The organism is Janthinobacterium sp. EB271-G4-7A, assembly GCF_020858075.1.
Classification (GTDB): domain Bacteria; phylum Pseudomonadota; class Gammaproteobacteria; order Burkholderiales; family Burkholderiaceae_D; genus Janthinobacterium; species Janthinobacterium lividum.
This window is the reverse complement of sequence record NZ_JACYMI010000004.1, coordinates 237688-257301: the sequence shown is the minus strand read 5'-3', so window position 1 is coordinate 257301 and position 19614 is coordinate 237688. Positions and strand designations below refer to the sequence as shown.

Genomic DNA, 19614 nt, shown 5'->3' with positions numbered 1-19614 from the left:
ACCAATAATCATCATTCAATTTGGTGATTTTCGTAATTGCGGCGACACAGGGCGGCGCGCAGAATCGGTCCGAACTTGAAGACCAGCCATCCCGTCACGACCTTTTGAAAGCATGCCATGCAGCCGATTTCTCCCGCCTCCCTGTTGCCCGCCGACCTGGCGCAGGCCCTCCTCATCGGCCGCATTTGGCGTGACGGCCCCTGCGTCGTCGCCGTGCGTGGCGGCGAGGTGGTCGACATCACGCAGACGGTGGCGACGGTAGCCGAGCTGTTCGAGCGCAGCGATGCGCTCGATATCGCCCGCCATGCACCCGGAATCGCGCTTGGCTCCGTGCAGGCGCTGCTGGAGCAGGCGCTGGCCGCACCGGCAGGCGAGCTGCTGCTGGCGCCGTGCGACCTGCAGGCCGTCAAGGCCTGCGGCGTGACCTTCGCCGTCAGCCTGCTCGAACGGGTGATCGAGGAACAGGCGGGCGGCGACGCGGCGCGCGCGGCGAGCTTGCGCGCTGCACTGCAAATGACCCTGGGCGGCGACTTGTCGGCATTGAAGCCCGGCTCGGACGCGGCGCAGCGCCTGAAACAGCAGTTGCAGCAGCGCGGCGCCTGGTCGCAATACATGGAAGTGGGCATCGGCCCCGATGCGGAAGTGTTTACCAAGGCGCAGCCGATGTCGTCGGTGGGCTGCGGCGCGCAGGTGGGCTTGCTGCCGTCGTCCGCCTGGAACAACCCGGAGCCGGAGATCGTCCTGGCCGTCAACAGCCGCGGCGAGGTGCTGGGGGCGACCTTGGGCAACGACGTCAACCTGCGCGACATCGAAGGGCGCAGCGCCCTCTTGCTGGGCAAGGCCAAGGACAACAACGGTTCCTGCGCCATCGGCCCCTTCATCCGCCTGTTCGACGAACACTTCACGCTCGACACCGTACGCCAGGCGGAAGTGTCGCTGCTGATCGAGGGCGCGGACGACGGCTTTGTGCTCGAAGGCGCCAGCTTCATGCGCGAGATCAGCCGCGACCCGCTCGACCTGGTGCGCCAGACGGCAGGCCAGTACCACCAGTACCCGGACGGTTTCATGCTGTTCCTGGGGACCATGTTCTCGCCCGTGAAGGACCGCGGCGCGCAAGGCGGCGGCTTTACACACCACCTGGGCGACCGCGTCACCATCGCCAGCGCCGCGCTGGGCGCGCTGGTCAACGAAGTGCAGCGCTGCGATGCGATTACTCCCTGGACGTTCGGCGTGCGCGCGCTGTACCAGAACCTCGCCCGTCGCGGTTTGCTTTGATCCGATTTTTTTAAAAAGAGAGACACCATGCAGCATGCAACTTATCCCAGCCTGGCAGGTCAGCGCGTCGTCATCACGGGCGGCGGCACCGGCATCGGCGTGGCCATCGTCGAAGCGTTCGCGCGCCAGGGCGCCCACGTCACCTTTCTCGATATCGCCCGCGAGGCGTCGCTGGCGCTGCAGGAAAAGCTGGCCGACCTGCCGCAGCCGCCCGTGTTCTGTTATTGCGACCTGACGGACCTGGGCGCCCTGGCCGCCACCTTCGCCGAGATTGAACACAGCGCGGGCGCCACGGATATCCTCATCAACAACGCGGCCAATGACGACCGCCACCAGTTGCAGGACGTCACGCCCGCCTACTGGGACGAGCGCATCGCCGTCAACCTGCGCCACCAGTATTTCTGCGCTCAGGCAGTGGCGCCGGCCATGCGCGCCAAGGGGGGCGGCGTGATCCTCAACCTGGGTTCGATTTCCTGGCACCTGGCGCAAGCGAGGCTGTCGATCTACATGACGGCGAAAGCCGGCATCGAGGGCTTGACGCGCGGCCTGGCGCGCGACCTGGGTGTCGACGGCATCCGCGTCAATTGCATCATTCCCGGCGCCGTGCGCACGCCGCGCCAAGAGCGGCTGTGGCATACGCCGGAGGCGGAAGCCGTGATCCTGCAGGGACAATGCCTGCAACTGCGCGTGGAGCCGGAAGACGTGGCGGCGCTGGCGCTGTTCCTCGCGTCGGACAACGCGGCCAAGTGCGCCGGACGCGAATACTACGTCGACGCAGGCTGGTACGGCGCATGAACATTCCCGCCCAACCCCAGGCGCGGCGCTTCCGCTCGCAGGACTGGTTCGACAATCCCGACCATATCGACATGACGGCGCTGTACCTGGAGCGCTTCATGAACTACGGCATCACGGCAGAGGAGCTGCGTTCGGGCCGGCCCATCATCGGCATTGCGCAAAGCGGCAGCGATATCAGCCCGTGCAACCGCATCCACCTGGAACTGGCCCAGCGCGTGCGCGACGGCATCCGCGACGCGGGCGGCATCCCGATGGAATTCCCGCTGCATCCGATCTTTGAAAACTGCCGCCGTCCCACGGCCGCGCTGGACCGCAACCTGGCATATCTGGGCCTGGTGGAAATCCTGCATGGCTACCCGATCGACGCCGTGGTGCTGACGACGGGCTGCGACAAGACGACGCCGGCGCAATTGATGGCCGCCGCCACGGTGGACATTCCCGCCATCGTGCTGTCGGGCGGCCCCATGCTCGATGGCTGGATGGACGGTGAATTGGTGGGTTCCGGCGCCGCCATCTGGAAAGGCCGCCGCCAGCTGTCCGCCGGCTTGATCGACAACGACAAATTCCTGCAGATCGCTGCCGCCTCGGCGCCGTCGGCCGGCCACTGCAACACCATGGGCACGGCATCGACCATGAATGCGCTGGCCGAGGCGCTGGGCATGTCCCTGACGGGCTGCTCGGCCATCCCCGCGCCGTACCGCGAGCGGGGCCAGATCGCCTATGAAACGGGGCGCCGCATCGTCGGCATGGCGCATGACGACGTGCGCCCGTCGAGCATCCTCACGCGCGAGGCGTTTTTGGACGCCATCATCGTCAACGCGGCCATCGGCGGCTCCACCAACGCCCAGCCGCACCTGATGGCCATGGCGCGCCATGCTGGCGTGGCATTGCACTCGAGCGACTGGATGGCGCACGGCTACGATGTGCCCCTGCTGTTGAACATGCAGCCGGCCGGAAAATACCTGGGCGAGCGCTTCCACCGGGCCGGCGGCGTGCCGGCCGTGATGTGGGAGCTGCAGCAGGCGGGCTTGCTGCATGCCGAGCGGCCCACCGTCACGGGACAGAGCATGGCGCTAAACCTGGCGGGCCGTGAAAGCGCGGACCGCGAGATGATCCACCCGTTTGCCGCGCCATTGAAGGAAAAGGCCGGTTTCATGGCCTTGCAGGGCAACTTGTTCGATTTTGCCATCATGAAGACCAGCGTGATCTCGCCCGCTTTCCGCGAGCGCTACCTGTCGCGTCCCGGCAGCGAAGGCGTGTTCGAAGCGCGCGCCATCGTCTTTGACGGTTCTGCCGATTACCACGCGCGCATCAACGACCCGGCGCTCAATATCGATGACAGCTGCATGCTGGTCATGCGCGGCGCAGGTCCCGTGGGCTGGCCCGGTTCGGCCGAGGTGGTCAACATGCAGCCGCCCGACGCCTTGCTGAAAGCCGGCATATTGAACCTGCCGACCCTGGGCGACGGGCGCCAGTCGGGCACTTCGGACAGCCCGTCAATCCTGAACGCGTCGCCGGAAAGCGCCGTGGGCGGCGGCCTGGCGCTGCTGCGCACGGGCGACATCATCCGCGTGGACTTGAGCGCGGGCCGGTGCGACATGCTGGTCGATGCTGACGAACTGGCGCGCCGCGCCACGGCGCTGCCGCCGCCTGTCAACGACAGCGCCACGCCGTGGCAGGAAATCTACCGCGCCAGCGTGGGCCAGCTGGAAACGGGCGCCTGCATGGAGCTGGCGCTGAAATACCGCGCCGTGGGCCAGACCCTGCCGCGCCACAACCATTAGCAGGCAGGTCGGGGTAGGTCGGGTTAGCGCTCCGCGCGTAACCCGACACCACCACAGACATAAAATTTTTCAGCAGTACCCCGTAGTGAAAAAACGTTGTTAATAAAATCCACAAGGAGACACACAATGAACAAGATCATCAGTGCAGCCATCATGACCGCCATGCTGGCATTGAGCAGCAGCGCCGCTCTGGCCGATGCGAAAAACCCGAAGATCGGCTTTTCCATCGACGATTTGCGCGTGGAACGCTGGACGCGCGACCGCGATTTCTTTATCGCCGCCGCCGAAAAGCAGGGCGCCAAAGTCTTCGTGCAGTCGGCCGACGCCAGCGAGCAGCGCCAGATTTCGCAGATCGAAAACCTGATCTCGCGCGGCGTCGACGTGCTGGTGATCGTGCCGTTCAACGCGACAGTGCTCAACAACACCGTCAAGGAAGCGAAAAAGGCCGGCATCAAGGTGCTGTCGTATGACCGCCTGATCCTGAATGCCGATATCGACGCGTATATCTCGTTCGACAACGAGAAAGTGGGCGAAATGCAGGCCGAGGGCGTGACCAAGCTGCAGCCGAAGGGCAATTACTACCTGCTGGGCGGCTCGCCGACCGACAACAACGCCAAGATGCTGCGCGAAGGCCAGATGAAGGTGCTCAAACCGTTCATCGACAAGGGCGACATCAAGATCGTCGGCCAGCAGTGGGTGAAGGACTGGAGCGCCACCGAAGCGCTGTCCATCGTGGAAAACGCGCTGACGGCCAACGGCAACAAGATCGACGCCATCGTCGCCTCGAACGACGGCACGGCCGGCGGCGCCATCCAGGCCCTGGCAGCGCAAAAGCTGGCCGGCAAGGTGCCGGTCTCGGGCCAGGACGCCGATCTGGCGGCGGTGAAACGCGTCATCGCCGGCACGCAATCGATGACCGTCTACAAACCCCTGAAAACCATCGCTTCGGAAGCGGCCAAACTGGCCGTGCAACTGGCGCGCAATGAAAAGCCGGCCTACAACTCCAGCTATGACAACGGCCTGAAAAAGGTCAGCACGGTGCTGCTGAAGCCTACGCCGCTGACCAAGGCGAATGTGAACATTCTCGTCGACGATGGGTTCTATACCAAGGCGCAACTCGGTAATTGATCGCCTGTGTCATGTCGGGTTACGCGCCATGCGCTAACCCGACCTACCCGTTTTTACCGGTAGGTCGGATTAGCGTAGCGTAATCCGACATTTTTCCCCGTATCAGCAACGAGAGCAAGAATGTCCGACTATCTGCTTGAAATGAAAGGCATCGTCAAACAGTTTGGCGGTGTCCGCGCGCTTGACGGCATCGACCTGCAGGTGCGGGCCGGCGAGTGCATCGGCTTGTGCGGCGAGAATGGCGCCGGCAAGTCGACCCTGATGAAGGTGCTGTCCGGCGTCTATCCGCACGGCACCTGGGAGGGCGACATCCTGTGGGATGGCCAGCCCCTGCGCGCGCAATCGATCCGCGACACGGAAGACGCGGGCATCATCATCATCCACCAGGAACTGATGCTGGTGCCGCAGCTGTCCGTGGCCGAAAATATCTTCATGGGCCGCGAGCTCACCCTGCCCGGCGCGCGCATGCATTACGCGGCCATGTACAAGCGCGCCGACGAGCTGCTGCGCGAACTGAAAATTCCCGAACTGAACGTGGCGCAGCCCGTGATGAATTACGGCGGCGGCCACCAGCAACTGGTGGAAATCGCCAAGGCGCTCAACAAGAATGCGCGTTTGCTGATCCTCGACGAGCCGTCGTCGTCGCTGACGGCGTCGGAAATCGCCGTGCTGCTCGATATCCTGCGCGCACTGAAGGCCAAGGGCGTCACCTGCATCTATATTTCGCACAAGCTCGATGAAGTGGCGGCCATCTGCGACACCATCGTCGTCATCCGCGACGGCAAGCACATCGCCACCACGCCGATGGCGCAGATGAACGTCGAACGCATCATCGCGCAGATGGTGGGCCGCGAAATGAGCCAGCTGTATCCGCAGCGCGCGCAGCCGCCGGCCATTGGCGAGGTGCTGTTCGAGGCGCGCCACGTGACCTGCATCGATGCCGACAACCCGCAGCGCAAGCGGGTCGACGATGTGTCATTCACCCTGCGCAAGGGCGAGATCCTCGGCATCGCCGGCCTGGTGGGGGCGGGGCGCACGGAGCTCGTCTCGGCCCTGTTCGGCGCATACCAGGGGCCGTGCCAGGCCGAAGTGTGGCTCGATGGCCGCAAGATCGATACCCGCTCGCCGCAAAAGGCCATCGCCATGGGCCTGGCGATGGTGCCGGAAGACCGCAAGCACCACGGCATCGTGCCCGACCTCGACGTGGGACAGAACATCACCCTGGCCGTGCTGGAAGAATTCGCGCGCGCCACGCGCATCGATGGCGAGGCGGAATTGACGGCCGTGCGCGGCGAGATCGCCCAGCTGGAACTGAAGGCGGCCAGCCCGTCGCTGCCGATTACGAGCCTGTCGGGCGGCAACCAGCAAAAGGCCGTGCTGGCCAAGATGCTGCTGACGCGCCCGCGCGTGCTGATCCTCGACGAACCCACGCGCGGCGTGGACGTGGGCGCCAAATATGAAATCTACAAATTGATGCTGGCGCTGGCCGACCGGGGCGTGGCCATCATCATGGTCTCGTCGGAACTGGCCGAAGTGCTGGGCGTGTCCGACCGCGTGCTGGTGATGGGCGAAGGTCGCCTGCGCGGCGACTTTATCAACGATGACCTGAGCCAGGAAACCGTGCTGGCGGCGGCGCTGGACCAGCGTCCGGCACCCGCCGCCAACACCGCAAACAAGGAACCCGCAGCATGAAACCGCACAGTATCAAACAGCTGTTCACCCAATACAAGATGCTGGCCCTGCTGATCGCCGTGGCGCTGATCTGGGCCTTCTTTTCGTGGAAGACGGAGGGCAGTTTCCTCACGCCGCGCAACCTGTCGAACCTGCTGCGCCAGATGTCCGTCACCGGCATCCTCGCCTGCGGCATGGTGCTGGTGATTATCGCCGGCGAGATCGACCTGTCGATCGGTTCCCTGCTGGGCTTACTCGGCGGCATCGCCGCCGTGCTGGACGTGACGCAGCACTGGCCGCTGGCCCTGAACCTGGCGGCCGTACTCGGCTGCGGCCTGGTGATCGGTTTGCTCAACGGCTACCTGACGGCCTACCGGGGCATCCCCTCCTTCATCGTGGGACTGGGCGGCATGCTGGCGTATCGCGGCATCCTGCTGGGCATCACGGGCGGCATCACGATCGCGCCCGTCTCCGAGCCGATGGTCTACCTGGGGCAGGGCTATCTGCCCGCCGTGCCCGGCATCGTGCTGGGCATCGGCTTGTTCCTGCTGGCCGCCTTCCTGACGTGGCGCGCGCGTGCCAGCCGCGCACAGCATGGCTTGCCGCAGACGGCGCCCTGGGCCGACGGCTTGCGCCTGGCCGTCATCGGAGCCGTGCTGTATGCATTCGTGCAAACCCTGAACGGCTATGAAGGCATCCCGCTGCCCGTGCTGTTGCTGCTGGCCTTGCTGGGACTGTTCAGCTACATCACCAGCCAGACCGTGTTTGGCCGGCGCATCTACGCTGTCGGCAGCAATATGGAAGCGACGCGCCTGTCCGGCATCAACGTGAAAGCCGTCAAGCTGTGGATCTTCGGCATCATGGGCCTGATGTGCGCGCTGGCGGGCCTGATCAACACGGGCCGCCTGGCGGCCGGTTCGCCCTCGGCCGGCACCTTCAGCGAACTCGATGCGATTGCCGCCTGCTTCATCGGCGGCACCTCGATGCGCGGCGGCTCGGGCACCGTGTACGGCGCCCTGATCGGCGCGCTGGTGATGGCCAGCCTGGATAACGGCATGTCCATGCTGGACGTGGACACCTATTGGCAGATGATCGTAAAAGGCAGTATCCTCACCCTCGCCGTGTGGGTCGATGTCAGCACCCGGGCCGGACGCAGATAGCGTGGACCCTCGACAAACCTACTGCGCGCCCCACTATCGCCTCTGCGTTGCTCAGCGTACCTTTGTACGCTTGCGCTACTCAAGACGATATTGGACCGCTCGCTACGGTTTTTCGAGGTCCCGAAAGGCCTGACTACGTCGTGCGGCCAGAGATACTTCTTTGGCCGCCACATGGAGGAGACACCTGCATGAAACTGCCGACCGCGCACCGGATCGCGCTGCTGTTTAACGGCAATAAAATCTACGACCGCGACATCATCGCCGGCATTGCCGCCTACCTGAACACCACGCGCGTGTCCTGGGACCTGTTCCTGGAAGAGGATTTTCGCTGCCGCCTGCCAGGCATCGAGCGCTGGCAGGGCGATGGCATCATCGCCGATTTCGACGATCCCGCCGTCTGCGCGGCGCTGGCGCACAGCCGCCTGCCGGTGGTGGCCGTCGGCGGGTCGTATGCGCGCGCGGAGGATTACCCGGCCGGCATCCCGTACGTGGCGACCGATAATTTCAAGATCGTCAAGCTGGCCTATGAACACCTGGTGGAAGCGGGATTGAGCCGCTTTGCCTGTTTCAGCCTGCCCGAGGCCGATGTCAACCGCTGGGCGCAGGAGCGCGAAACGGCATTTTGCGCCTTGATGGAGCGCGACCATATGCGCGCCGACGTGTACCGGGGCGTCGCCACCAGCGCGCCCTCGTGGGACGAAGCGGTGGAGCAGCAGATCGCATGGCTCAACAGCCTGGAAAAACCCGTCGGCATCATCGCTGTCAGCGACGCGCGCGCGCGCCAGCTGCTGCAGGCGTGCATGCATGCGGGGATCGCCGTGCCGGAGCAAGTGGCCCTGATCGGCATCGACAACGACCCGCTGGCGCGCATGCTTACGCGCATTCCATTGAGTTCCGTGATCCAGGGCACGGAGGAAATGGGCCGCACGGCGGCGCATTTGCTGCACCAGATGTTGAATGGCGCGCGCCTGTCCGGCACGCGCATCCTCGTGCCGCCGGCCGGCCTGAACGTGCTCGCTTCCACGCGCCACCAGCCCTTCCAGCATCCGCAGGTGATGCAGGCGCGCCACTTCATCCGCCAGTACGCCTGCCAGGGCATCAAGACGGAGCAGGTGGCCGATTACGTGGGGGTCTCGCGCTCCTCGCTCGAAGCGCACTTCCGCCATGAGCTGGGGCGTAGCGTGCACGATGAAATCCTGCATTTCAAGCTCGATGCGGCCAAGACCCTGCTGGCGCGCGGGCCGGGGCAGGTGGCCGAGGTGGCCGTGCGTTGCGGCTTTACCACGGTGCAGTACATGCATGCCGTCTTCAAGCGCGAACTCGGTTGCACGCCGCGCGAATTCCAGCAGCGCAGCCGGCCGCCGCCAGCGCCCGGACCGGCGCCATGATGCATCTGCTGCGCAATGCGCGCGGCATGTGCGTGGCCATCGACGCGCACGATGCCAGCGTGCGGGCCTGGTGGGCGCCCGACCGCTATGGCCGTCTGGCCGATGTGCTGGGCGCGGTGCCCCCGGCGGCGCGTGCGTCCATGGGCTGGCAGGGCGCAGCGCCAAACGACGGCCACTTGCGGCTGCACCTGGCGCAAGATGGTCTGTCGGTGCGCCTGGCCTACCGGCTTGACGACGATGGCAGCCTGTACCTCGATTGCGATGCCACGGCCGATAAGGCTTCCCGTTTCTCTCTTGCCGCGCCCCTGTTCAATCTGCAGGGCGGCCGTGCCGGCGTGGGCGACCATGTACTGCGCCTGGCCGCCGACCGCTACCGGCCCGGCGGCTGCGCTGGCGTCGCTCCGCTCGATGTGGCGGGCAGCGCATTCGACTTCCGTCACGCGGCGCCGCTCGCTTCGCGCCTGGCCTGGCCCGCGCTGGCGCAATCGCCGGGATTCCGGCATGACTTTTACTGGACGGGCAGCGGCCAGCTGCGCGAGGCTGCGCGGGTTGCCGACCCCGCGTCGGGCCGGGTCTTGCGTTTTTCCAGCACCCAGGACAGCTGCCATCTGTATTCCGATGCGCGCTGTTTTTCCCTGCTGGCGCAGGGCGTGCAACTGCAGCCGGGAGAGGCGAGGCGCTTCAACCTTGCCTACCGTTTGGGCGTGCAGGATATCGATGCGTTTGACATATCCGAACCGGTATCAATGATGTCAAATAAGTGATTGGTCAGATATGCGGGGCAGTTCTACCATGGGGTAGTTTTTCCCTCATTTATTTTTGTCCTGACCGACGCTGCGAACCTGCCCATGAACATACTCACCATCGATGCCGGCACTACCAATACGCGTACCTTGCTGTGGCGCGCGGGCGCCGTCGTCGCCCAGGCGCAGCTGGAAACGGGCGTGCGCAATACCGCCATCGATGGCCATAACGGCGCGCTGAAACAGGCGCTGCGCGACACCATCGCCAGCGTGCTGGCCGGTGCCGGCATCGCGCCATCCGAGGTAGACCTGGCGCTGGCGTCTGGCATGATCACCTCGCCCATGGGGGTGCGGGAGGTACCGCATTTGCCGGCGCCTGCCGGCCTGGCCCAGCTGGCGCAAGGCATGCAGGCAGTGGACTTGCCCGACGTGCTGGCGCAGCCCCTGTGGCTGATTCCCGGCGTGCGCAACCAGCATGGTGCCGTCGGCCTGCATAACGTCGAAGCGATGGACATGATGCGCGGCGAAGAGACGGAAGTCGTCGCGCTGCTCGAGCGCCTGCAGTTGCGGGGCGCGGCGACCCTGATCATGCCCGGCTCGCATACCAAACTGATCAGCGTGGACGAGCAGCGTCGCATCCTCGGCTGCAGCACCACCATCGCGGGCGAGCTGCTGCAGGCGATCACGCAGCACACCCTGATCAAGCAATCGGTTGACGGCGGATTTGCCCAGACCCTGGTGCCGAAAATGCTGCTGGCCGGCGCGGCAGCGGCGCAAAAAACGGGGCTGGCGCGCGCCTGCTTCAGCGTGCGCACCCTGGGCCAGTTCAGCGCTGTCGAATGCAATGAGCGGGCCAATTTCCTGATGGGCGCCGTCCTCAGCGGCGACCTGCTGGCGCTGCGCAACAGCACCGCCATCCAGATGCGGCCCGATACACCGCTCGTCATTACCGGTAAACCCATGCTGCGCCAGGCGCTCGGGCTGCTGATCGAAGAACACGGATTTTTTTATGGCAAGCGCATCATCGTCGACGACCAGCAGCAAGCCAATCTGGCCGGTCACGGTGCGCTGCTGATCGCCGCCTCGCGCGGCTTGATTTCCCCGCAGGAGACAGTATGAGCAGCAACAAGAACAAGCGTCCCTTGCGTTCGCAAGCGTGGTTTGGCGGCGACGACAAGGACAGTTTTATTCACCGCAGCTGGATGAAGAACCAGGGCTATCCCAGCGACGCTTTCGATGGCCGCCCCGTCATCGGCATCTGCAATACCTGGTCCGAGCTGACGCCCTGCAATGGCCATTTCCGCGACCTGGCCGAGATGGTCAAGCGCGGCGTGCTCGAAGCGGGCGGCTTTCCCGTCGAATTTCCCGTCATGTCGCTGGGGGAGACGAATCTGCGCCCGACGGCCATGCTGTTCCGTAACCTGGCCAGCATGGATGTCGAGGAATCGATCCGCGCCAACCCGATCGATGGCGTGGTGCTGCTGACGGGCTGCGACAAGACCACGCCGGCGCTGCTGATGGGCGCGGCCAGCGTGGATTTGCCGACCATCGTGCTGTCGGGCGGTCCCATGTTGAACGGGAATTACCGCGGCAAACCGATCGGTTCGGGCACGGATGTATGGAAGTTTTCCGAAGACGTGCGGGCAGGGCGCATGACCTCAAACGAATTCAAGCAGGCCGAATCGTGCATGTCGCGCTCCGCCGGTCACTGCATGACGATGGGCACGGCTTCCACCATGGCCAGCATGGTCGAAGCGCTGGGCGTGACCTTGCCCGGCAACGCGGCCATTCCCGCCGTCGATGCGCGCCGCAAGCTGCAGGCGCAGCTGACGGGCCGGCGCATCGTCGATATGGTGCATGAAGACCTGAAACTGTCGCAGATCCTCACGCGCGAAGCGTTTGAAAACGCCATCATGGTCAACGGCGCCATCGGCGGGTCGACCAATGCCGTGATCCACCTGCTGGCCATCGCCGGGCGCATCGGCGTGGACATGCGCCTGGGTGACTGGGACCGCCTGGGCCGCGACATTCCCTGCCTGCTGAACCTGATGCCGTCGGGCCAGTACCTGATGGAAGATTTTTACTATGCGGGCGGCCTGCCCGTGATCATCCGCGATCTGCTGGGCAAATTGCATGGCGAGGCGCTCACCGTCACGGGCGCCAGCATGGCCGTCAACGTGGCCGAAGCGGAAAATTTCAATCCCGAGGTGATCACGCCGCTGGCGCAGCCCTTCAAGGACGAAGGCGGCATCGCCGTCCTGCATGGCAACCTGGCCCCGCGCGGCGCCGTCATCAAGCCGTCGGCCGCTTCGCCGGAACTGATGCAGCACCGTGGCCGCGCCGTCGTCTTCAACAGTATCGAGCATTATAAAAAACGCGTCGACGATCCAGCGCTCGATATCGACGCCAGCTGCGTGATGGTGCTGCAAAATTGCGGCCCGCAGGGCTATCCGGGCATGGCGGAAGTGGGCAATATGGGACTGCCGAAAAAACTGCTGGAGCAGGGCGTGCGCGACATGGTGCGCATCTCGGACGCGCGCATGAGCGGCACGGCTTACGGCACGGTGGTGCTGCACGTGGCGCCGGAAGCGGCCGTGGGCGGGCCGCTGGCATTGGTGCGCGATGGCGACATGATTGAACTGGATGTGGCGGGGCGCCGCTTGCACCTGGACGTCGACGAGGCCGAACTGGCGCGCCGGCGCGCCGAGTGGAGCGCGCCGCCGCCGGCCATGAAGGGCGGCTACCAGTCGATGTATATCAAGCACGTGACGCAGGCCGACGAAGGCGCGGACCTGGACTTTCTCGTCGGCTGCCGCGGCTCCGCGGTTCCGCGCGAATCACACTGAAAAACAAGGAAAAATGATGGGGACACAGGCCCAACTACTGGTCGATGCGCAGCACTTCCTGGGCGAGGGCGTGCGCTGGTGCGAACGCAGCGGCCGCGTTTTCTGGACGAATATCGAAGGCTGCCAGCTGCATGCGCTGGTGCTGGACACGGGGGAGCGCCAGAGCTGGGCCATGCCCGAGCGCCTGGCGTGCTTCGCGCTGACGGAGAGCGACGATGTGCTGTTGCTGGGACTGGCTTCCGGACTGGCCTGGTTTGACGCGCGCAGCGGGGCCGTCACGCGCTTGCACACGGTGGAGGGGGACTTGCCCATGACGCGCCTGAACGATGGCCGCTGCGACCGCCAGGGACGCTTTGTCTTCGGCACGCTCGATGAACGCCCGTGCCGCGATGCGATCGCCAGCTTTTATCGCCTCAACCTGGACTTGACCCTGGAGCGCTTGCCGCTGCCGCAGATCGCCATCTCGAACAGCATCTGCTTCAGCGTCGACGGCACGGTCATGTACTTCTGCGATTCGATGAAAAAGGCGATCTATCGCTGGGATGATTACCTGGGGGGCGACGCCAGCCGGGTGCGCGTGTTTGCCGTGCTCGATCCGGGGCCGGGCGCCGCCGATGGCGCCACCATCGACGCGGATGACTACCTGTGGAGCGCGCAGTGGGGCGCCGGCAGGGTCTTGCGCTTCGCGCCGGACGGCAGCGTCGAGCGCAAGATCAGCCTGCCCGTCTCGCAGCCCAGCTGCGTGAGCCTGGGCGGGCCGCACTACGATGAATTGTTCGTCACGACGGCGCAGGAGAGCTTGAGCCCGGCCCAGCTGGAGAGCGAACCGCTGGCCGGGGGATTGTTTCATGCGCGTCAGGTGGGCGTGCGCGGTTTGCCGGAAGTGCGCTTTGGCGCCCTGCCGGCCTGACAGGAGAGAGCAAATGCAGAAGCACACGGTTTTCGAGGGCATTATCGAACGGGGCATGGTCGGCATCGTGCGCGCCTCTTCGGCGCAGGCGGCCGTGCAGATTGCCGAGGCATGTATCGCCGGCGGCATCACGGCGCTGGAAGTGGCGTTCACCACGCCCGATACCCTGGGCGTGTTGCGCACCCTGCGCGAACGCCATGGTGATGACGTGCTACTGGGCGCGGGCACGGTGCTCGATACGGAGACGGCGCGCGCCGCCATCCTGGCCGGTGCCCAATTCATCATCTCGCCCGGCGTGAACGTGGAGACCATCACGCTGTGCCAGCGCTACCAGGTGCTGTCCATGCCGGGGGCGATGACGCCGACGGAGATCGTCACGGCTCTGCAGGCCGGTGCCGACATCGTCAAGGTCTTCCCCGCCGAGATGTTCGGTCCCGCCTACATCAAGGCCCTGCGCGCCCCCCTGCCGCAAGCGCCGCTGATGCCCACGGGCGGCGTGACGGTGGAAAACCTGCATGCATGGTTTGCCAGCGGCGCCGTGGCCGTGGGTATCGGCAGCAGCCTGAGTGGCCCGGGCGCCACGGGAGATTACGCGGCCGTGACGGCGCGCGCGCAAGCTTTCGTGGCGAAGATGGCGGCCGTGCGTAAGGCTAAGTCTTCTGGCTAGCTCCCGGCGGGACGGGAATCTGCTACGCTAGGCGGGCAATGTCGCACGCCTAACTACGACCCGAATATGCCCAACATCGCCCGCATCCTGCAAGACAGCCGCATCATCGCCATCGTCGGCATGTCCGACAAGCCCGAACGCGCCAGCCATGAAGTGGCCGACTACCTGCTGCAGCAGGGCTACCGCGTATTGCCCGTCAATCCGGCCCTCGCCGGGCGCGATGTGCTGGGGCAGCGCGCGTATGCCACCCTGACGGAGGCTGCGGCAGCCGTGGCGCCGGCGCGCATCGACATTGTCGATTGCTTCCGCAAGTCGGCAGACATCCTGCCCATCGCCGAGGAAGCCATTGCCGTCAAGGCCGGCTGCCTGTGGCTGCAGCTCGATGTCGTCAACGAACAGGCGGCGCAGCTGGCACTGGCGGCGGGGCTGGAGGTGGTGATGGACCATTGCACAAAAATCGAGCACCGCAAGCTGGCGGTGGCGGCATGAAGGCGCGCACACAATTTCGTGCCGGCAAGGATTTTGAGCTGAACGAGGATTTCGCCGGCAAGCGCCTGCTGGGCGCTGCCACCAAGGCGGCGAACAAGAAGCTGACGGCAGCCCAGTGCAAGGCTCTGGACCGCGAGGAAACCGTGGCCCTGACGGCGCAGATCGCCGAGTGCCAGAGCATGCTGTATGCGCAGCACAAAAAGAAGGTGCTGCTGGTCTTGCAGGGCATGGATACGTCGGGCAAGGATGGCACGGTCAAGGCGATCTTCAGCAACATCAATCCGATGGGCATCCGCGCCGTGGCGTTCAAGGGGCCTACCGATATCGAACTGGCGCACGATTACCTGTGGCGCGTGCACCAGCACGTGCCCGTCAAGGGCGAGATCGCCATCTTCAACCGCAGCCATTACGAGGATGTGCTGATCACGCGCGTGCAGGACATGATCGACAAGGCCGAATGCCAGCGCCGCTACGCGCAGATCCGCGATTTCGAGCGCATGCTGAGCGAAACAGGCACCGTCATCCTGAAAATCTTCCTGCATATCTCGAAGGACGAGCAGCGCGGACGGCTGCAGGAGCGGCTCGACGATCCCGACCGCCAGTGGAAGTTCGACCCCAACGATATCGCCCAGCGCAAGAAGTGGGATGGCTACCAGCGCGCCTATGAAACGGCGATCCGCGAGACGGATGCCGACCACGCGCCGTGGTACGTGGTGCCATCGAACTCCAAGACGCAGCGCAACCTGGTGGTGGCGTCCCTGCTGCTGGAAACCCTGCAGGGCATGAAGCTGGAATACCCGGCGCCGGACCCGAAACTGTCGTCTTTCAAGGTCGAGTAGTTCCGCGCATCGCCTGCGGAATCGGCCGCGCTGTGGCATAGTATCCCTCGTCGATAATTCAAACCAGACCGGAGATCCATATGCTGCAGTTGAAAGATCCTACCTTGTTGCGTCACCAGGCTTACGTGAATGGAGCCTGGGCGGATGCCGATGGTGGCCAGACGATTAATGTGAGCAATCCCGCCACGGGCGAGCATATCGGCACGGTGCCCCTGATGGGCGCAGCCGAGACGCGCCGCGCCATCGAGGCGGCCAATGCCGCCTGGCCCGCCTGGCGCAAGAAGACGGCCAAGGAGCGCGCGGCCGTGCTGCGCCGCTGGCATGACCTGATCCTGGAAAACGCCGACGACCTGGCGCTGATCATGACCACCGAGCAGGGCAAGCCCCTGCCGGAAGCGAAAGGCGAAGTGCAGTTCGGCGCCTCGTTCATCGAGTGGTTTGCGGAAGAAGGCAAGCGCGTGGCGGGCGATACCCTGCAATCGCCGTGGCCAGACCGCCGCCTGGTCATCACCAAGGAGCCGATCGGCGTATGCGCCGCCATCACGCCGTGGAACTTCCCCGCCGCCATGATCACCCGCAAAGTCGGCCCGGCCCTGGCTGCCGGCTGCCCGATGGTCCTGAAACCGGCCGAAGCGACGCCGTTTTCCGCGCTGGCGCTGGCCGTGCTGGCCGAGCGCGCAGGCGTGCCTGCGGGCGTGTTCAGCATCGTCACGGGCGCGCCGAAAGACATCGGCGGCGAAATGACGTCGAACCCCATCGTGCGCAAGCTGACGTTTACGGGTTCGACCCAGGTGGGCCGCCTGCTGGCCGAGCAGTGCGCGCCGACGATCAAGAAACTGTCGCTGGAACTGGGTGGCAATGCGCCATTCATCGTCTTCGACGACGCCGACCTGGACGCCGCCGTGGAAGGCGCCATCGCCTCGAAATACCGCAATGCGGGCCAGACTTGCGTGTGCGCCAACCGCCTGTACGTGCAGGACAGCGTGTATGACGCGTTTGCCGAAAAATTGGTGGCCGCCGTGGCCAAGCTGAAGGTGGGCAATGGCATCGAGGCAGGCGTCACGCAAGGCCCGCTGATCGACGCCAAGGCTGTCGCCAAGGTGGAAGAACACGTGGCCGACGCGCTGGGCAAGGGTGGCCGCCTGCTGGCCGGCGGCAAGCGCCATGCGCTGGGTAACGGCTTCTTCGAGCCGACCATCATCGCCGATGTGACGAACGACATGCGCGTGGCGACCGAGGAAACCTTCGGCCCGCTGGCGCCCCTGTTCCGCTTCAAGACGGACGATGAAGTGATTGCTCTGGCCAACAACACGGAATTCGGCCTGGCCGCCTACTTCTATTCGCGCGACATCGGCCGCATCTGGCGCGTGGCCGAAGGCCTGGAAACGGGCATGGTCGGCGTCAACACGGGCCTGATCTCGAACGAGATCGCGCCCTTCGGCGGCGTCAAGCAATCGGGCCTGGGCCGTGAAGGGTCGACTTACGGTATCGAAGATTATTTAGTCATTAAATACATCTGCATGGGTGGTATTTAAGGTCGCCTAGCGCGAGCCGCGGCGCGCGGCGAGGCGGTCGAGCATGCCCTTGACCGCTTCCATCTGCGTGCCGCTCTTGCGGTAGAAATCCGGGTCGATCGGATTGATGCTGGTGTAGCCCCAGAAATCCCAGCAGCCTTTCGGGTTGTACGGGTAGACGGGGCTCGGTTCGGCCTGCGGATACAGCACGATGATCTTGTTGGCGTCCGCCACCTGGTTGTAGCCGGTGCTGGTATAGAAGCGGTCGCCGATGGCCTGCGTCGTTTGCAGGCAGCCGTGGAACACCACGTGCACGCGGCAGCTCTCGCTGTCGCAGGCTTTCGGGATGTAGGCGTAGCCCGTATTGTTCATACTCGAGTACGCGTTCTGGATGAAGGCGCGCTGGTTGAAGGATATCAACTTGCCCGTCAGGGTGGTCGACGAGGGCTGCAGGTCCGGATACAGGTGCTGCAGGATGTCGCGCGCCTGCACGAAGTCGCAGTCATTGATGAAGGGCGACGCCGTTACATCGCAAGCCTTGTCCTGGTTGTTGTCCGTGATGATGGCATGGCCCGCCCCGACCGTGTCGACGAAGCGGATCTGCTCGGCCGGCGTGCCCGCCAGCGCATAGAATTTTCCCACCTGCTCCACCACCGGCCGCGTCACGGTCTGGTCTTTCGTTCCGCTGAACAGATATACGCGCTGGCGTTTCAGGTTGGCCGTGTCGTCGATGAGACGGGCGCGCGCAAAATCGTTCGCTGCGCGCAGCAATTCGCTGGCTACGGGTGGCGCCACCTGCGCGCTGCCCGGATTCATGCAGGTGGTCAGGGCATTCGTCAGGTAGGGAATGTAGGGGAAACGGCCTGGCTGGCCCGAGCAGAAATACGGGCCGCCCGCAATGATGCCTGCGCCGGCCACCGTGGCCGAGTAGGCGACGGCAAATTGCGCCGCCATGAAGCCGCCCGAGGACAGGCCGGATACGGTGGTCTGGCTCAGGTCGGCCTGGTAGCCGGGCAGGGCGGGGGCGTCCCTGGTCGCGGCGGGCTTGACGGCTTTGGCCGTCGTGGCGGCGTGCACGCCGCCTGGCGCCAGGATGAGCAGGCTGGCAGCCAGCAGGGCGGAGGGTAGTACGGTCAGGTGCGGGAAGGGCATGGCGACTCCACAGGGCAAGAAAAGGGACAGGAAGGCCGAGCATAGGTAAAAAAACTGTGCGCTGGGCAAGTACTGCACCGTCGTTGATGTCGCTCAAGCAATCGCTGTTGTTGTCCGTCTCATACGCGCGCGCGGTGTTTGACATAGAATGGTTTTTTTCCGTTCAACCATGGTGCCCTTCATGTCCAAGACCCTTGCCCAGCTGTTTGCGCTCACCACCCTTGCCGCCAGTGCCAGCCTGGCCATGCCGGCCCATGCTGCCGAAGCCGCTACAGCTACCGCTGCTCCAGCCGCCTGCCCCGCCATCCTCAAGCAAACCTTCAACCGCCTGCAGGATGAAGCGCCGCAAAACCTGTGCCAGTACGCGGGCAAGGTCGTGCTGGTGGTGAATACGGCCAGTTATTGCGGTTTTACCAATCAATATGAAGGGCTCGAGGCGCTGTACGCCAAGTATGGCAGCAAGGGCCTGGTGGTGCTGGGTTTCCCGTCGAACGATTTCGGCAAGCAGGAGCCAGGCAACAGCAAGGAAATCGCCGATTTCTGCTACAACACCTATGGCGTGAAGTTCCCCATGTTTGCGAAGTCCGTCGTCTCCGGTCCCGCGCCGAACCCGCTGTATGTGGACCTGATCAAGCAGACGGGCAAGACCCCGGCCTGGAATTTCCACAAATACCTGATCGACCGCCACGGGAAAGTGGTGGAAAGCTTCCCCAGCAAGGTGACGCCGGATGACAAGAAACTCGTCGGCGCGGTGGAAAAAGCGCTGGCGCTGTAAGTTGCCGAGACGCAAGCAGGCTTGAACGCCTGCTTTTTTTTTAGTGTTGCGCTTGTCGTCTTGCTATCATTGTCCTAAGCTGGTTGTTCGCGTTTGTCACAACAAAGGAGAACATCATGGCGTATGTCGATGGATTTGTGGTGCCCGTACCGAAAGCCAAGCTCGATGCCTACCTGGCCATGTCGCGCAGTTGCGGCGCCGTCTGGCGCGAGTACGGCGCGCTGGAATTTCGCGAATGCGTGGGCGACGATGTCAAGCCAGGCAAGCTGACCTCGTTCCCGCAGGCGGTGGACTTGCAGGATGGCGAAGTGGTGGTGTTTTCATGGATCGTGTATGCGTCACGCGCCAAGCGCGATGAAATCAATGACAAGGTCATGAAAGATCCGCGTCTGGCCGAGATGATGGATCCGGCCAAGCTGCCGTTCGATGGCAAGCGGATGATCTACGGCGGTTATGAAATGCAGGTGGATCTCTAGCG

Annotated in this window: 18 protein-coding genes; 17 read left to right on the top strand and 1 reads right to left on the bottom strand. The window is 64.5% G+C overall.

What is annotated here, in order from left to right:
* Positions 1-117 precede the first annotated feature (117 nt).
* The 15 genes from IGS58_RS24065 (at position 118) to gabD (ending at position 17230) form a co-directional block, all read left to right on the top strand.
* Complete coding sequence (locus IGS58_RS24065; RefSeq protein WP_070258327.1) at positions 118-1275, top strand: fumarylacetoacetate hydrolase family protein; 1158 nt, start codon at positions 118-120, stop codon at positions 1273-1275.
* 27 nt (positions 1276-1302) lie between these two features.
* Positions 1303-2070 carry an SDR family NAD(P)-dependent oxidoreductase gene (locus IGS58_RS24060; RefSeq protein ID WP_230522881.1) on the top strand — a complete coding sequence of 256 codons (768 nt, stop codon included), beginning with the start codon at positions 1303-1305 and terminating at the stop codon, positions 2068-2070.
* Entirely contained in the window at positions 2067-3854 is a 1788-nt protein-coding gene (locus IGS58_RS24055; protein ID WP_230522880.1) for an IlvD/Edd family dehydratase, read from the top strand. Before IGS58_RS24060 ends, IGS58_RS24055 begins: the two co-directional genes overlap by 4 nt.
* Positions 3855-4007: 153 nt before the next feature.
* Positions 4008-4982, top strand: a complete 975-nt coding sequence (xylF, locus tag IGS58_RS24050; RefSeq protein WP_099389834.1) for a D-xylose ABC transporter substrate-binding protein — start codon at positions 4008-4010, stop codon at positions 4980-4982.
* A 120-nt stretch (positions 4983-5102) separates the two neighbouring features.
* Positions 5103-6674, top strand: coding sequence for a D-xylose ABC transporter ATP-binding protein (xylG, locus tag IGS58_RS24045; RefSeq protein WP_230522879.1), 1572 nt, complete (start codon positions 5103-5105; stop codon positions 6672-6674).
* The gene (locus IGS58_RS24040) at positions 6671-7813 is read left to right on the top strand and encodes a sugar ABC transporter permease (protein WP_034783811.1); all 1143 of its coding nucleotides are present in this window, start codon (positions 6671-6673) and stop codon (positions 7811-7813) included. The genes xylG and IGS58_RS24040 overlap by 4 nt, the downstream gene beginning before the upstream one ends.
* 188 nt (positions 7814-8001) lie before the next feature.
* Positions 8002-9201 (top strand): XylR family transcriptional regulator, encoded by a 1200-nt coding sequence (locus IGS58_RS24035; RefSeq protein WP_070279940.1) that lies wholly within the window; start codon positions 8002-8004, stop codon positions 9199-9201.
* On the top strand, positions 9198-9965 hold the full coding sequence (locus IGS58_RS24030) for an aldose epimerase family protein (protein WP_230522878.1): 768 nt from the start codon (positions 9198-9200) through the stop codon (positions 9963-9965). The genes IGS58_RS24035 and IGS58_RS24030 overlap by 4 nt, the downstream gene beginning before the upstream one ends.
* 84 nt (positions 9966-10049) lie before the next feature.
* Entirely contained in the window at positions 10050-11063 is a 1014-nt protein-coding gene (locus tag IGS58_RS24025; protein WP_070258338.1) for a 2-dehydro-3-deoxygalactonokinase, read from the top strand.
* Positions 11060-12790 (top strand): L-arabinonate dehydratase, encoded by a 1731-nt coding sequence (gene araD, locus IGS58_RS24020; RefSeq protein WP_034783805.1) that lies wholly within the window; start codon positions 11060-11062, stop codon positions 12788-12790. Before IGS58_RS24025 ends, araD begins: the two co-directional genes overlap by 4 nt.
* A 16-nt stretch (positions 12791-12806) precedes the next feature.
* The gene (locus IGS58_RS24015) at positions 12807-13700 is read left to right on the top strand and encodes an SMP-30/gluconolactonase/LRE family protein (RefSeq protein WP_070279944.1); all 894 of its coding nucleotides are present in this window, start codon (positions 12807-12809) and stop codon (positions 13698-13700) included.
* A 13-nt stretch (positions 13701-13713) separates the two neighbouring features.
* Entirely contained in the window at positions 13714-14367 is a 654-nt protein-coding gene (locus IGS58_RS24010) for a bifunctional 2-keto-4-hydroxyglutarate aldolase/2-keto-3-deoxy-6-phosphogluconate aldolase (protein ID WP_099395510.1), read from the top strand.
* Positions 14368-14433: 66 nt separating this feature from the next.
* Positions 14434-14856, top strand: a complete 423-nt coding sequence (locus IGS58_RS24005; RefSeq protein ID WP_230522877.1) for a CoA-binding protein — start codon at positions 14434-14436, stop codon at positions 14854-14856.
* Entirely contained in the window at positions 14853-15695 is an 843-nt protein-coding gene (locus IGS58_RS24000; RefSeq protein ID WP_070279946.1) for a PPK2 family polyphosphate kinase, read from the top strand. The genes IGS58_RS24005 and IGS58_RS24000 overlap by 4 nt, the downstream gene beginning before the upstream one ends.
* Before the next feature lie 80 nt (positions 15696-15775).
* Positions 15776-17230: an NADP-dependent succinate-semialdehyde dehydrogenase gene (gene gabD / locus IGS58_RS23995; RefSeq protein WP_034783799.1), complete on the top strand. Its 1455-nt coding sequence runs from the start codon at positions 15776-15778 to the stop codon at positions 17228-17230.
* 6 nt (positions 17231-17236) lie between these two features.
* On the opposite strand, the gene IGS58_RS23990 is transcribed toward gabD, so the two are convergent.
* Entirely contained in the window at positions 17237-18361 is a 1125-nt protein-coding gene (locus tag IGS58_RS23990) for an extracellular catalytic domain type 2 short-chain-length polyhydroxyalkanoate depolymerase (RefSeq protein WP_230522876.1), read from the bottom strand.
* Positions 18362-18542: 181 nt separating this feature from the next.
* On the opposite strand from IGS58_RS23990, the gene IGS58_RS23985 reads away from it, so the two are divergent.
* Entirely contained in the window at positions 18543-19136 is a 594-nt protein-coding gene (locus tag IGS58_RS23985) for a glutathione peroxidase (RefSeq protein ID WP_034783905.1), read from the top strand.
* A 116-nt stretch (positions 19137-19252) separates the two neighbouring features.
* Entirely contained in the window at positions 19253-19612 is a 360-nt protein-coding gene (locus tag IGS58_RS23980) for a DUF1428 domain-containing protein (protein ID WP_070258351.1), read from the top strand.
* The last annotated feature ends 2 nt before the right edge of the window (positions 19613-19614 follow it).